Raw genomic sequence first — 13,320 nt, 5'->3', positions numbered from 1 at the left:
TGTTCCAGTAATTTGCCCGTTATTGCTAGGAAGCATACATACAGCGTCAATAAATATACAAATATTTGGGCAGATGCTATACTGGGTTTTACCGTTTTGAAAAACTCGATCGGTTCATTTTTTTGTCAAAAACCAAAAAGATATGGAGTGGCTCTCATGTTGTGGCGCAACCGAACCTTTCTTTTGCTGATGACAGGGGAGATTGTCGCAGGTGCAGGCATGTGGATTTCCATCATTGCCAATCTGGCGTTCATGCAGAGCCTGATCCCTTCCGAAACCGTGAAGGGTCTGATTTTGATGAGCGGTCTGATCGCAAGCATCCTGTTGGCTCCGAAAGCGGGCGTCGTCATCGATATGTACGACAAGGGAAAAGTGATGCTCTTTGCCAGCATGGCCCGGACTTTAAGCCCTGTGTTCATGTTTCCCGCTCTCGCGTACGATTCCATTCTCTGGATGATCGTCTCCCTGATCGTCATGCAAGTGTCTGCGGCGTTTTACTTCCCGACCGTGCAAGCCTCCTTGCCTGCCATCTTGAGCAAAGATGAGCTTTTGAAAGCGAACAGTGCGTACTTGAATATTTCCACCTTGTCACGCATTGGCGGAACGGCTCTCGGGGGTGTGCTCGTCGTCTCCATGGAATTGCCCATGCTGTACATTTGCTCGATCATTGCCTACGCGATTTTGGCGGTCGTCACCTTGTTTTTGCGGATTCCGCCCGTTACCTCGCGGAATATGAAGGAAAAAGTGGAGTTCCGCGAAGTGCTGATGATTGCCCGCAAAGACCCTGCCTTGTTTGTCGGATTGATCAACAACGGTTTGATTACGTTGTTTTTGGGCGGACTCAATCTGATGATCCTCAACCTAAGCGAGATGCAAAACGAGCCGCAGCTCATGGGCTGGATTTACGCGGTCGAGGGCACGAGCATTTTGATCGGCGGACTGCTCGCCAAACGGTGGATCGGCGGCAAAAATCTGGTCGCTGCCTCTACGCTCATGCTGTTTTTCTTCGCGCTTTCCCAATTCGGAATGTCCATGGCAGACAACAAAGCGATGGTGCTGTCTTCCTTTTCCGTGTTTGGCTTGGTCGTCGCCTTCTTTTTTCCTGTCATTGCGACGATCTTTCAGAAGCGCTTGCCAGCCCACCAGCAAGGACGGTTTTTTTCCTTCAAAAGCATGCTCGACCGCGGCTGTTTTCTGCTCGCGCTGGGGATTACCGGGGTCGGTCTCGACCTGCTCGGCATCACCGGCTACCTGCTGTTTATCGGCTCGCTGACGCTCTTGTCCGGCCTCTTGACGCTCCTCTACAGCAAAAAACACAAGCTCGATGTCCGGGCCAGCGACGAAGCGGCGGCTTAGCAAAAATGCCGCTTCGCTGTCTGCGGCTTCCCCATACGTCTCAATTTGGTGTAAACTAGACAAGACAACATTGAAAAATTGTTGAAAGTCTATGGAGGCGTTTTTTCCATGCAGATACTCACTTCTTCATCCTTTGGCATTTTGGTGCCGCTGGTGATGGCAACCGCGGTCATCTTTTTGCGCATGCGCCGGCAAAAAAAGCCTGTGTCTGCAAAAAGCATTATCCTGCCGCCGTTCTTCATGGCTACTGGCTTTGCCATGTTTTTCTTTCCGGAAGCGGCGCTGCCACCGATGTACGATCTGGCGGCGTTTGTAACCGGATTGATTTTCTCCATTCCCTTGATTATGACTTCGCGCTTTGAGATCATCGGTCAAGACGTTTACCTCAAACGTTCCCGTGCGTTCTTCTTTATTTTGGCAGGACTCCTGATCATCCGGCTGATTATCAAGCTGGTGATCAACGACAGCTTCACCCCGATCCAGACAGGCGGCTTGTTCTTCCTGCTGGCGTTCGGCATGCTGGTTCCGTGGCGCATTGCCATGCTGTACATGTACCGCCAATTGACGAAAAAGACGTTCGGAACGCATTGATCGCCGGCGATGTTGATGTCGCAGAAAAGAAAGAGCAACCTGATTCCTTTTTTCGCAAAGGGAACGGGTTGCTCTTTTTTCTATGATTCAGTTATTCAGTCAAGTGCGTTTGGAAAAACTCAACGATGTGGCTAATCAGTTGCAAAAAGCTCTAAGGCCCGCCGTGAATGAGCAAACACACTCACTTTTTTCTCAAAACAAAAAAGCCGTCCCTGTTCGGACAGCTTTTTGCCTGCTGATTGATTTCGCCCGCTCTTTTCACTACGACCTACACTTGCCCGTTTGCCCTAAAACTCCACGTAAAACGGATGCTTTTCCTCCTGCAAACATAAAGAGATGCGCTGTCTGAAATTGCTCCAGGTCACCTTTTGCAAAGCTTCCTCGATCGGAAAGAAGCCCGACTCCAGACACTCAGGCGTTGTGATTAGTTTTCCGCCGATCGGTCTGGCGAGAAACAGGGCGTTGCAGATCGACTTGCTGACATTTTGAAACACGCCGCAAAATTTCGTCACTTCAATGTCCAAGCCGCATTCTTCCTTCGTTTCCCTGATCGCTGCTTCGCGGATGGACTCCCCTTGCTCCACCTTTCCGCCGGGCATTTCCCAGCCCCGTCTCGGTCCTTTGATCAGCAGCACTTCGTTGCGATCATTGACGATAATCGCCGCAGCGGACAAAGAATGCTTGGGTGATGTCACAAGCTCGCCTCCTTTGCGCCATTTTCTTGCTTTGCCCCTCGTTACTTTCTAGCAAATTCAAATCAGGTACGTCCCGCCACAAATGGAGTGCGATTCGTGAAGCGCTTTTGCCGCGCCTACTCTTGCAAAAAAAGGACGCTCTCCGCGCGATTGCAGCATCCGCTTGGCCGATCCATCCTGCTGCGGTTCACACAGCACGATATTTCCGCCAGGTAAAGCAAGCGTCAGGCAACGAGCGCCCATTTGCTCATCGTCGAACACTGCTTGGCTCGGCAAGCCGAACCACCGCGTCCAATCCGCTGCTGCCGCTTCCAGATCGGAAACAGCATAACCAACCGCTTGCAGCTCCGTCGCGCCATTTGGATGCGGAGCGATGATGCCGCGCTGTGTCAAATCGGCTTTGCGCTCCTCGTCTGTCTCGCTCCATTCAATCAGAAACGGCATTTGTCTCGCACTGTGCGGGTCTTCGGCAAACAGCATGCGCCACTGCAAAATCTTCCCGTCGTCTCGCGTGCGGCTGCCCGCTACCGGCCCTGTCACTTTGAGACCAAGTGACTGAAATCGCTCTACCCACGCGTCCATTTGCCGAGTGCGCAGGGCAATTTGCCCAAGTCCCTCACCGCGATTCGCCTCCCAGACCAGTTGCCGGATGAGCGGATTGTCGGATTGCTTGGCGACAGCTGCCTCCTCCACCGCCAAAAACTCCACATAAGATAGTCCCAAGTAGCTGAGACTGTTCCATGTTCCCCAATGGGTATGACGTCCGCCCGCGACAGCGTGAAAGCCTGCTTCCTGAAAAAGCCGGGCAGCCTCTCCAGGGGGACGGTGCACGAAATGAACCAGATGATCGAAGGAAAGCTGCATCTTTTTTCGCCCCTTTTCGTATTAGCTCTATAATAACAAATTCACCCATTTTTCGTTACCGTTGAAAGGAGCATAATGAATCAGACGCAGCAAAGCCTAAAGCACATCCGGCGAAAACAACGACAAAAGAAGTGGCAAAGGATGGCGAAGCAAACGCTCTTGTTCAGTCTGCTCGTCATCCTTTGCTCAGGGATTTACTTCGCTTTCGACAAGCTGGGAAGCCATTCCGCCTCCCCTGAACACGATTCCGCACCACCTCCGGCTGTTGCCCACGAGCCGACTGTCCGGCTGACCTTCGTCGGAGATGTGATGATGTCCGGAAATGTGGAAAAAACGTTGCTCGAAAAAGGCTACGACTACCCGTTCACGCACGTCCGTTCCCTGTTTTTGCAGGATGACTTTACCATAGCCAATCTGGAGACGCCACTTACCACAAAAGGCACGCCTGCCGACAACAAACAATACGTTTACAAGTCCTCTCCTTTGGCTGCGCCTGCGATGAAAGCAGCAGGGATCGATGCGGTCAACCTGGCAAACAACCATTCGATGGATCAGGGCGTGGCCGGATTGCTCGACACGTTTGACGCGCTTGCCAAAAACGGGATCGCTTACCTCGGCGGCGGCAAAGACTCTGTGGAAGCCTTCACTCCCGTCGTGGTGGAGCGAAACGGCATCAAGCTCGCCTTGCTCGGATTCAGCCGGGTCATTCCCGAAGTCAGCTGGTTCGCCACGGAGAAACAGCCTGGACTGGCTGGCTCCTATGATTCCGCCAAAGCCGTCCAAGCGATTCAACAAGCAAAGGCACACGCTGATCTCGTCGTCGTGATCGCCCATTGGGGCAAGGAACGGGAAGACTTTCCCGTCGATCACCAAAAAGAATTGGCCAAAGCTTACATTGACGCAGGAGCAGACTTGATCGTCGGTGGTCATCCTCACGTCCTGCAAGGCTTTGAACGCTACAACGGCAAGTGGATTGCCTACAGTTTGGGCAATTTCATTTTCACCCGCTCGACGGAGCCAAAAACGTGGCAGACGATGGTACTGCAAGCAAGCTGCACAAAAGACGCTTCCTGTGAACTGACGATGCTCCCGTTCCATGCCGAGCTGGGACGAGCGGTACCGATGAATGACACGGATGGGGCAGCGCTTCTGCAACGAATCGAATCACTGTCGGAAAACGTTCAGATTGAAGCCGATGGTCACGTACAGGCACGCTCATGATAAATGAGGCGTGCCCGTTGCCTTTTTTGGCGAAACTTTTCCATATTGCTTTCGTAGACCATAGTAGAACCACTTTTTCCAGCGAAAAGGAGGCGGCACATATGACCGGATTGATTATCACCGTATCGGCGATCGGCCTTATTATACTCTGCAGTTATTTCATGACCAAATGGGAAAAAGTCGTCTTCCCCGGCAATCAGAAAAACGGGCCTTCAGATACCGATCAACAGCTCTCGGATAAAAAAAGCAAGTAGAAAGGATCAGCGCTGATCTAGACAGACTGCGAGCTATGCCGATTCGATCAGCGGGAAGCAGCGCACGGAAAGTCCGAAGTCACTTTTCAGCACTTGCTCATGCTCTGCGCGAATACCTGTAACGATCAAGCCCGCGCGCAGCACACCGCCCAAGTCGAATTGCACCTTCAATTTCGTCACGTTCACGCCAGCCTCCCGCAAGAAATGCAGCACGCGATCAGGTGTGGCGGCGATACACGAGCCTTCCAAATAACACAGCACCCGTTCGTCTTGCCCTTGCTCCAACTGAGCCGCGGCATTTTTTTCTGTCCAAACAGGATGCGGCGTAAATGGCTGGGTCAACAAGTAAGCCAAATCTTCAACGACAGCGCTTGCGGTCGGCAGTTCGCCTGCACCCCGGCCCGTAAACAACAGGTCGCCCACGATGTTCCCGGAGAGCTGCACCGCATTGAACGCATCCTGGATTTGCGCCAACGGATGGGCAATGGGCAGCACAGTCGGCTGAACCGATAGGCGGATGCCTTGCTCGGCTTTTTGTGCCTGGGCAATCAGCTTGATCCGGTAACCCAGCTCGCTTGCGATCCGGATGTGTCCGGCAGACAAATCGGCGATTCCTTTACGCACGACATCCGCAAGCGGCAACGACTCCCCGTACACAAGCTGCGCGAGAATGTACAATTTGTACATGGCATCGAAACCTTCCACATCCGAACGCGGATCAGCTTCCGCATAGCCCAGCTCCTGCGCCTGCTTCAGCACTTCCTGATAAGAGAGCTGTTCCGCCTCCATTTTCGTCAAGATGAAGTTCGTCGTCCCGTTGAGAATACCGCGAACTCCTTGGATGTCATTTGTGCGCAAAAACTGCCGCAGCACACTCAAAATCGGAATCCCGCCAGCTACGCTCGCTTCATAAGCCAGATGCACCTGATGCTGGTTAGCCAGATCGACAAGCTCAGGGCCGCGTTTGGCGAGCAGCTCTTTGTTCGCCGTTACCACATGGCAGCCTTTTTCAATCAGGGCACGCACGTAATCATACGTAGGCTCGACACCGCCCATTACCTCCACGACAATGTCCACATCGCTTTTTAGCACATCCTCAAAATCGGTAGTCAAAAGCGCAGGATCAACCTGAACCGCCCGTTCTTTTTCCGAATCGCGAACCAATGCTTTGACAATCTCGATCCGTTTGCCCAACCGCTGCGCCAGCTTCTCCTGTTGCGAGCGAATCGTTTTGATGACGCCGCCCCCTACTGTTCCCAATCCCAGCAATCCTACTTTGATTACACCTGCGCTCATTATTACCACCTCATGTCATGTTTTGGAAAAATAAGAAAAACCTTCTTGCTAAGAAGAAGGTTTGGCATCAAGGTCCTTCTCCTTATCTCCCAGAACGATTTTCGTCCTGCAGGAATTGGCACCTTGTCACAAACTGCGTAACGGTTGCCGGGCTTCATCGGGCCAGTCCCTCCACCTCTCTAGATAAAGAAAACTATGAATTTTTGTTCTTTGCTAGATGTCAGTTCTCTCTTGTCTTTGAAATTGGGCAAATGTTTGCCTCGTTCCCACTTTTTCATACATCAAAAAACCTTCTCCGCTAAGAAGAAGGTTCGTCTTGACTGCTACGAGGCACCCGCTTCTTATCTATCGAGACGAAACGTCCCGCAGGAATTGGCACCTTGTCGCAAAAGCAACGGTTGCCGGGCTTCATCGGGCCAGACCCTCCACCTCTCTGGATAAGAACTATGATTTGCTATTGAGCCTATTCTAAGAAATTCCAATGCATTCGTCAACACAATTCTTTTTGTTTGCTGACAAGACTCGCAAGCAGGAAGACAGAACGGCAACCCCCTCAGCAAAGCAGCCGTTTCCACGCGCAAACACACTTTCCACTTCTGCCATGTTGCAGCAAGCGCACGTAACGATTCCTGCTTCGCTTTCCTCTGGCACCTCTTTTTCTTCAACATAGCCGCACCATGGACATATGAAAAGCTGAACCACGCCACTCCCTCCTTTTTCACGGCGACAATCTGGCAACGATATCCTTAAAAAGGCTCCGGTTCGCAAGCTTGCGATCCCTCACATTCGTACAAGATCTAGTCAAGTTGAATTTAATCGCGAGTCATCGTAGCCTCTTTGACAGGTAGATCAACCGCGAGACGCCCTGGTCCATTCGACGAACCGCTGCAAGCGAGAGGCAGCTTCAGCTCAGCTCTTTCGATTTTAGCCGCTTCTATCGCGAAGCTACTCCAGCGCCTCGATTAATCGCATCAATTTCGAGACAAGTTGCCCCCTTCGACAGACCACACCAATCCCCCAAACAAAAAAAGCATTTTCCGACGACCGATACGATCGTTAGAAAATGCGCAAGCAAAGAGAAACGTATTCGTCCCCCTGCTGTCATGGCGAGTCCTCTAACACCTCCCTATCTCCCGTAGGTCCATCAGTGTCGTCGAAACAGGCAGGTCTCCTGACTTTGGGATCATCGTCTGGCGCTGCCTTCCCCATCCAAGTCTGGACAAGTGGCCTGTATGCGCAAAACTCCCCTCTTACAGTGGCGGGACCGTGTCGGATTTGCACCGAGCTTCCCTATTATCCTTGCGGCGATATACCTCAAGGAACCTGTTCCCACATATGAAATTGGAAAAATCACTACTGTTATTGTACCCTACCATTGCCGAGATAGGGAGGGCGAGTTGCGAGCGGCAGCGAAAAGATAGCGAGGAACACGCAGCGACAGCTGGAAAGCGAAAAACGAGTAACGAAAAGCGACACACAGAAAGCGAAACAGCGGGCTTCTCCCGGCTTACAGCGAATACCGTTCCCGCAAAATTCTACAGTGGTGCGCCTCGTGTCCGGCGATAATATAGGCCAATGTGCGTGCCGACAGCTTATTGCCATTTGCTGTGCCCGTTCTCGTCCACGCCTCGGCAGCAATCCCCCGCAGTTGGGCCAGCGTCGACTGTCGCACAGCGTTGTATTCTGCGAGCAAATCCGTCAGACTGCGCTCCTGATAGAAGCCTTCTGCTACATACGTATTTTCATCGAACCCCGCCAGCTCAGTCTGATCCCCTCTGGCGATTCTCAGCAAGCGATAGCTCATGATTCGCTCGGTATCGATGATATGGCCCAGCACTTCTTTTACCGTCCATTTGCCCGGAGCGTAGCGATAATCGATTTGTTCCCCTGTCAATCCGGCGAACATCTCCCCTGTCTGTGCTGCCTGTTGTTCGAGAATCGTCAGCAGATCACCTTCTGGCACTTGACTGACGTAGGTAGCAAAATAATCTTGGTACTCCTCCCGGTTTGGGCGGATCAGCATGCTCATGTCCTCCTCGGCTTCTCTCTATTTATCCTTCTTGCCAGCCTTCAAACAGCAGCACCCGCGCAGGAGCCGCATCTGTTCCTACAAGCTTCAGCGGAGCAGCCACCATAAAGTAGAGGCCCGGTGGCACATCGCGCAGACGCAGCCCTTCGATCACGACGATACCTGCGGCAAACAGCGTTTTATGCGTCGGATGCCCCTCTTGGCTCCGTTCAATCCCCAAAGCATCCGTGCCAATTCCCCGTACGCCTTTTTCAGCCAAATAAGCAGCGCCATCGTGCGCCAAATAAACAAATTCAAACGAAAAGGCGTCGTCTTGCGAATTTTTCGTTTGAAACAGGAGAAACTCTCCCGGGGCGATATCAAACTTTTCCAGCTCAGCCCGGCCAATCTGGTCCTCAACGTGCGTCAAGTCAAGCACACGGCAGTTCCCGACCAGTTTTTCCAGCGAGATGCTCTCAAATGTCTCTCCATCGTTCACCATGTGCAGCGGCGCATCTACGTGGGTGCCAGAGTGCACATCCATATCGATTCTGGACTCGGTTACGTACCCATTCGTAACCGTCTGTATTTTCGGTTGCTTTTCCGGCTTGTTCTTGTACACCGTCATGCCTTCAAAGATTGGTGCCGTCACATCGAACATTCTCATCGCGTTTTCGCCCCCCCTTGTCTTCCTGCTTTTTTATGATTTAGCTGTTCCCTTCCTTCAACGCGGCAAATCAGCAGGGTACACAACACCGATTTGTCTTCGCGCTTCGTCCATGACCTCCATGGTCCAGCGGGAAGCTGTATGTGAATTTGTCTCTGACTCTCTCAAGCCTGCCTCAGCCAAGCGAATGAACTCTCTGATCTCATAATGCATCGTTTTGGGCGTCTGGGGCCTGGTCACATCCTCGACCCTCCCGTCGCGGTAGCGAATCTCGATACGCGTGAGATGGTTGATTTTATCGATCACCATCGTCGCGTCCTCCCCCTGAATCTCCGCAGGCTGGTACGAAGTCGTGATCTTGGAAAAGCTGATGACGGCATCCATATTTTCGTACTTCAACAGCATGCTGCCCTCGCCATCTACCCCTGATTGCAGTAGAACGCCTTCCGCCTTGACCTGTTCTGGCTTGCCAAACAGCACAATCGCAGGATAGAGACAGTAAATCCCGATGTCCAGCAACGCTCCGTTGGAATAGGCGGGATCAAAAGCTCGCATAACCTGGCCCTGTCGGTAGGCATCGTAGCGGGAGGAATACTGGCAGTTGCTTGCGATATATCGGCGAATGGTGCCGAGCTTGGGCAAATGATCCCGGACTGTAGAAAAATTGGGCACGAGGGTCGATTTGACGGCTTCCATGAGCAGCACATCATTTCTTTTCGCTGCCGCAAGCATGGCTTCGACTTCTGCCGCGTTAGAAGCAAACGGCTTTTCGCACAACACATGCAGCCCCATGTCCATGCACAGGATCGCCTGTTCCGCATGAAAGCAATTGGGGCTTGCGATGTAGATAGCATCGATGGTTCCGCTCGATGCCATCTCTTTTATATCCGTGTATACAAAAGGGGCTTGGTATTTTTCAGCAAATTCCTGGGCGCGTTCGCTCGTCCGCGAATAGACCGCCTGAAGAGAAAAGCCTTCGACGGTCAAACCTGCCTGGATGAACTCATCTGTAATCCAGTTGGTGCCGATTACGCCAAAACGCATGAATCGCTTCCCCCTTCTTTTTCACTTGACTCACCCCTGGCTTGAGCCAGTCTCAACCCGAAATGAGCAAGACACTCGCATAAGCCGAGGTGTACAGTCAGCCATTACCGATGCATCGGCTCCGGCTCCCTCTCTTCTACTTCATCCAACCACCAGGAAAATCCTTCCGCTTGCAGCAATTGTTTCGCTGCATCCGGCCCGTATGTTCCCGCTTCATACGAGACAAGCGGTACGAGATTGCGCTCAAAAGCCGTCAAGATTGGCTCTACCCATTTCCACGACAGGCGCACTTCATTCCAATGGGCAAAATAGGTCGAGTCTCCACGCAGCGCATCGAACAAGAGGCGTTCATAAGCCTCTGGGACGTCCTTCTGCCCGGAACTGAAATCAACGGTCACAGGCTCAATCTTTCCGCTATTGGCCGGATTCTTACTATTCAGCTGCAAAGCGATTCCTTCCTGTGGATTCACATGAATGATCAACAAATTCGGCGCTGTCTTTTCCTGTTGCTCCCGATACAGCTGCTCCAGCGGGTTTTTGAACTCAATGACGATTCGCGTCGACTTTTCCTTCATCCGTTTCCCTGTGCGAATGTAAAAGGGCACTCCGCTCCAAAACGGGTCGTCAATCCAGACTCTGGCTGCGATATACGTCTCCGTCATCGAGGTCGGCGATACTCCCGGCTCTTCCCGGTAGCCTGCCACCGGAACTTCCCCCATGCTTCCTGCGCGATACTGCCCCCGCACGATGTTTTTCGCCACTTCTTCAAGCGCCAGCGGCCGCACTGCTTCCATTACTTTACGTTTCTGCGCGCGAATGTCTTGCGCCGTAATCCGCTTGGGGATGTGCATGGCAACCATCATCAGCATTTGCAGCATATGATTTTGCAACATGTCACGCAGCGCCCCAGCCTGTTCGTAAAAACCAGCCCGCTCTTCTACCCCGACCGTTTCGCTCGCTGTGATCTGTACGTTTGCAATGTGACGATTGTTCCAGAGAGCGGCGAAAACGGGATTGGCAAACTCCAACGCCTCCAAATTTTGCACCATCGCTTTGCCCAAATAATGGTCGATCCGGTAAATTTCTTCTTCGGAAAACGCTTTGGCCAGCTTCTCATTCAAGTCTTCCGCCGATTGCAGATCGCGTCCGAACGGCTTTTCGATGATCAGGCGCTTCCAGCCGGCAACAGAGCCGAGTCCGCTCGTCTGGATATTGGCAGCAATCACCTCGAAATACTCAGGGGCAACCGACAAATAAAACATCCGATTTTGCGGAAGCTTGCATTCGTCCTCGCGCTGCTTGACCCGTTCCAGCAGTGGCGTGTAAGCTTCTGCTTTCGTCACATCGACAGCCGCATAAGAAAAGGCTGCCAAAAATCGTTCAAGCTGTGCCTGATCAATCGCATCTCGCCGGGAAAACTCCCGGATCGACTGCTCCACGCTGCGAACAAACTCCTGACCAGACCAAGCTCGCCTGCCCACACCGACAATAGAAAAGCTGCCGGGAAGTTTGTCATCTACGTATAAATTAAACAAGGCCGGATAAATTTTGCGTTTTGCCAAGTCTCCTGTCGCGCCAAAAAGAACAAAGCTCATCGGTTCCATGTGTGTTTCCATCCTTCCGTACACTCACGATGCGGAATGCTTCGTTGGTTTACACCGTTATTATTAGAGAAATTCGCTTTATTATCAAGACAACTCTGCTTGACGAGTGCACCTCGACTTTTTCATGAAAGTGGATACAACCGCTTGCGGTCAACACTTTTCGCAACCCGCAGAGAGGAAAAACCGAGGCGTAGCTGTTTGCTGGAAAGACAAGTCCCATCCCCGAAAAAGAATTGCGCTTCGATATTCACTGTCGCGCATGGGACGTGAGGAATGCTTCATATACATGTACTATTCACCTTGCTTTTTCAATCGTTTGGTGAACAATCAAAACGAAAAAGGAGGTTTCTCATGGTGCTTTCCTTGCGTCCCCGCGAGCCGATCGATGATGCCCTGGCGGGAGTCCGCCGTTCATCGTCCATTTCGTTATTTTTGCAAAAATGGCTGTTTCGAATGCGAAGATAGCAGATTTGTCACCAGGGAGGAGGACTCTATGCGAGTCGCAATCTTAGGAGTAGGTGGAGTCGGACAAGTAAGCGCGTGCGAGTTGATCAAATCCCGTTTTGTCACCAAGCTTGTCCTGGCCGATATAGCCATCGGCCCGGCAGAAGAACTGGCCCAGGAGCTGCGCCGGGAGACGAATGTGGAAATCCAGGTAAAATGTGTGGATGCCCGCGACGTGTCCAGCGTCCAATCCATTTTGGGCGACATCGACCTTTTGCTGCACATCGGCTTGCCAGAAAACAACCTGGCGGTGATGCAGGCTTGCCTTCACACACGAACTCATTATATTGATACGGCTTCTTGCGGCCCGCAATGGCTGCAGCAGCAACTGTCCTGGAACGACCGTTTTCGGAAAGCAGGTATTTTGGGAATCATGGGGCTCGGGTGCGACCCCGGTTTTTCGAACATCGCCGCACGATACGCTGTAGATTCGCTCGATGAAGTAGACGCCATTCTCATCCGGGATGGAGATAATTCGGTAGTGGATTACGACGGCTTCTGCTCCTATTTCAGCCCGCAGACAGCCATACAGGAATGTCTGGCAAAGCCCAACTTCTGGACTGCGGCAAAAGGCGAACAGTATTTCCCGACACCTTTTGCCAACAAAGAAGAATTTGAATTTCCGGAGCCGATCGGCTGGCTGGACTGCTACAACGTGGAGCATGAAGAAGCCACTACGCTCGGCGAGACGATTGGACGGGCAAAAGGCTGCAAATACGTCGACTTCAAATACGCCCTGCACCCCGATTTCGTCAACACCTTGAAAGTGTTGCGCTATCTTGGGCTGGACAGCGATGAAGAGATTGAAGTAAAAGGAGTGCGCGTTGCCCCGCGCGACGTGGTCGTAACGACGATGCCCAAACCAGTAGACCTGGCAGGCAAAATCCACGGCTACTCCAGCGTCGGCGCGCTCGTCAAGGGCAGAAAAGATAACAAGCGAAAAGAAGTTTACGTCTACACGATCGCCAATCATGACGAGGTTTTCCAAAAAACCGAATTTCAGGCAACGATTTGGCAAACCGGCATCCCGCCTGTCGTTGCCGTTGACATGATGGCAGAGGGACTGCTTTCGATGACAGGCTGCATACCTCCAGAGCTGATCGATCCGATCCCGTTTCTCGCCAGACTGAAAGCGCGCGGCATGAATTGGGACGTCATTGAGAAAACTTCCCCCCTCTTGCAAATCACGTAGAGCGTAAGTTGAAATAAAGTTAGG

General features: G+C 52.2%; 12 protein-coding genes and 3 riboswitches. Of the genes, 5 read left to right on the top strand and 7 right to left on the bottom strand.

The genetic code is table 11. The features are described 5' to 3' along the window. The first annotated feature begins 156 nt into the window (after positions 1 to 156). Together M2298_RS08535 and M2298_RS08530 are read left to right on the top strand one after the other, a co-directional pair. Positions 157 to 1,356, top strand: coding sequence for an MFS transporter (locus M2298_RS08535; RefSeq protein WP_122965065.1), 1,200 nt, complete (start codon positions 157 to 159; stop codon positions 1,354 to 1,356). A gap of 108 nt (positions 1,357 to 1,464) precedes the next feature. Next, positions 1,465 to 1,947 carry a CcdC family protein gene (locus tag M2298_RS08530; protein WP_063229897.1) on the top strand — a complete coding sequence of 161 codons (483 nt, stop codon included), beginning with the start codon at positions 1,465 to 1,467 and terminating at the stop codon, positions 1,945 to 1,947. Between the two features lie 287 nt (positions 1,948 to 2,234). On the opposite strand, the gene M2298_RS08525 is transcribed toward M2298_RS08530, so the two are convergent. Together M2298_RS08525 and M2298_RS08520 are read right to left on the bottom strand one after the other, a co-directional pair. Beyond that, positions 2,235 to 2,642: an NUDIX hydrolase gene (locus M2298_RS08525; RefSeq protein ID WP_122965064.1), complete on the bottom strand. Its 408-nt coding sequence runs from the start codon at positions 2,640 to 2,642 to the stop codon at positions 2,235 to 2,237. A gap of 57 nt (positions 2,643 to 2,699) precedes the next feature. Further along, positions 2,700 to 3,506 (bottom strand): VOC family protein, encoded by an 807-nt coding sequence (locus tag M2298_RS08520; protein WP_122965063.1) that lies wholly within the window; start codon positions 3,504 to 3,506, stop codon positions 2,700 to 2,702. Positions 3,507 to 3,581: 75 nt separating this feature from the next. Between M2298_RS08520 and M2298_RS08515 the strand changes: the two genes are divergently transcribed. Next, positions 3,582 to 4,727 (top strand): CapA family protein, encoded by a 1,146-nt coding sequence (locus M2298_RS08515; protein ID WP_173599653.1) that lies wholly within the window; start codon positions 3,582 to 3,584, stop codon positions 4,725 to 4,727. A 101-nt stretch (positions 4,728 to 4,828) separates the two neighbouring features. Further along, positions 4,829 to 4,981, top strand: coding sequence for a hypothetical protein (locus M2298_RS08510; protein WP_217021478.1), 153 nt, complete (start codon positions 4,829 to 4,831; stop codon positions 4,979 to 4,981). Between the two features lie 33 nt (positions 4,982 to 5,014). Here M2298_RS08510 and M2298_RS08505 read toward each other — a convergent pair whose 3' ends face one another. The 5 genes from M2298_RS08505 to zwf all read right to left on the bottom strand — a co-directional run bounded on the left by M2298_RS08505 (position 5,015) and on the right by zwf (position 11,600). Beyond that, complete coding sequence (locus M2298_RS08505; RefSeq protein WP_173598028.1) at positions 5,015 to 6,277, bottom strand: homoserine dehydrogenase; 1,263 nt, start codon at positions 6,275 to 6,277, stop codon at positions 5,015 to 5,017. Between the two features lie 79 nt (positions 6,278 to 6,356). Continuing rightward, positions 6,357 to 6,467: riboswitch (SAM riboswitch) on the bottom strand. Positions 6,468 to 6,615: 148 nt separating this feature from the next. Next, a riboswitch (SAM riboswitch) is annotated at positions 6,616 to 6,721 on the bottom strand. Positions 6,722 to 7,421: 700 nt separating this feature from the next. After that, positions 7,422 to 7,619, bottom strand: a riboswitch (cobalamin riboswitch). Positions 7,620 to 7,784: 165 nt separating this feature from the next. Further along, complete coding sequence (locus tag M2298_RS08500; protein WP_173600204.1) at positions 7,785 to 8,300, bottom strand: DinB family protein; 516 nt, start codon at positions 8,298 to 8,300, stop codon at positions 7,785 to 7,787. Between the two features lie 28 nt (positions 8,301 to 8,328). Then, the gene (locus tag M2298_RS08495) at positions 8,329 to 8,952 is read right to left on the bottom strand and encodes a cyclase family protein (RefSeq protein WP_122965058.1); all 624 of its coding nucleotides are present in this window, start codon (positions 8,950 to 8,952) and stop codon (positions 8,329 to 8,331) included. 57 nt (positions 8,953 to 9,009) lie between these two features. Next, entirely contained in the window at positions 9,010 to 9,996 is a 987-nt protein-coding gene (locus M2298_RS08490) for a Gfo/Idh/MocA family protein (protein ID WP_274874062.1), read from the bottom strand. A gap of 104 nt (positions 9,997 to 10,100) precedes the next feature. Then, positions 10,101 to 11,600, bottom strand: a complete 1,500-nt coding sequence (gene zwf, locus M2298_RS08485; RefSeq protein WP_173600207.1) for a glucose-6-phosphate dehydrogenase — start codon at positions 11,598 to 11,600, stop codon at positions 10,101 to 10,103. Between the two features lie 493 nt (positions 11,601 to 12,093). Between zwf and M2298_RS08480 the strand changes: the two genes are divergently transcribed. Next, positions 12,094 to 13,296, top strand: a complete 1,203-nt coding sequence (locus M2298_RS08480) for a saccharopine dehydrogenase family protein (RefSeq protein ID WP_122965055.1) — start codon at positions 12,094 to 12,096, stop codon at positions 13,294 to 13,296. The last annotated feature ends 24 nt before the right edge of the window (positions 13,297 to 13,320 follow it).

The organism is Brevibacillus sp. 1238 (assembly GCF_029892995.1).
Lineage (GTDB): Bacteria > Bacillota > Bacilli > Brevibacillales > Brevibacillaceae > Brevibacillus > Brevibacillus parabrevis.
This window is presented reverse-complemented; position numbering and strand designations above follow the sequence as displayed.

Excerpts from the sequence above, each read along its gene's own strand:
- M2298_RS08535 (WP_122965065.1), top strand. The coding sequence starts at position 157 with ATGTTGTGGCGCAACCGAACCTTTCTTTTGCTGATGACAGGGGAGATT.
- M2298_RS08530 (WP_063229897.1), top strand. The coding sequence starts at position 1,465 with ATGCAGATACTCACTTCTTCATCCTTTGGCATTTTGGTGCCGCTGGTG.
- M2298_RS08520 (WP_122965063.1), bottom strand. The coding sequence starts at position 3,506 with ATGCAGCTTTCCTTCGATCATCTGGTTCATTTCGTGCACCGTCCCCCT.
- M2298_RS08515 (WP_173599653.1), top strand. The coding sequence starts at position 3,582 with ATGAATCAGACGCAGCAAAGCCTAAAGCACATCCGGCGAAAACAACGA.
- M2298_RS08510 (WP_217021478.1), top strand. The coding sequence starts at position 4,829 with ATGACCGGATTGATTATCACCGTATCGGCGATCGGCCTTATTATACTC.
- M2298_RS08505 (WP_173598028.1), bottom strand. The coding sequence starts at position 6,277 with ATGAGCGCAGGTGTAATCAAAGTAGGATTGCTGGGATTGGGAACAGTA.
- M2298_RS08500 (WP_173600204.1), bottom strand. The coding sequence starts at position 8,300 with ATGCTGATCCGCCCAAACCGGGAGGAGTACCAAGATTATTTTGCTACC.
- M2298_RS08495 (WP_122965058.1), bottom strand. The coding sequence starts at position 8,952 with ATGAGAATGTTCGATGTGACGGCACCAATCTTTGAAGGCATGACGGTG.
- M2298_RS08490 (WP_274874062.1), bottom strand. The coding sequence starts at position 9,996 with ATGCGTTTTGGCGTAATCGGCACCAACTGGATTACAGATGAGTTCATC.
- zwf (WP_173600207.1), bottom strand. The coding sequence starts at position 11,600 with ATGGAACCGATGAGCTTTGTTCTTTTTGGCGCGACAGGAGACTTGGCA.
- M2298_RS08480 (WP_122965055.1), top strand. The coding sequence starts at position 12,094 with ATGCGAGTCGCAATCTTAGGAGTAGGTGGAGTCGGACAAGTAAGCGCG.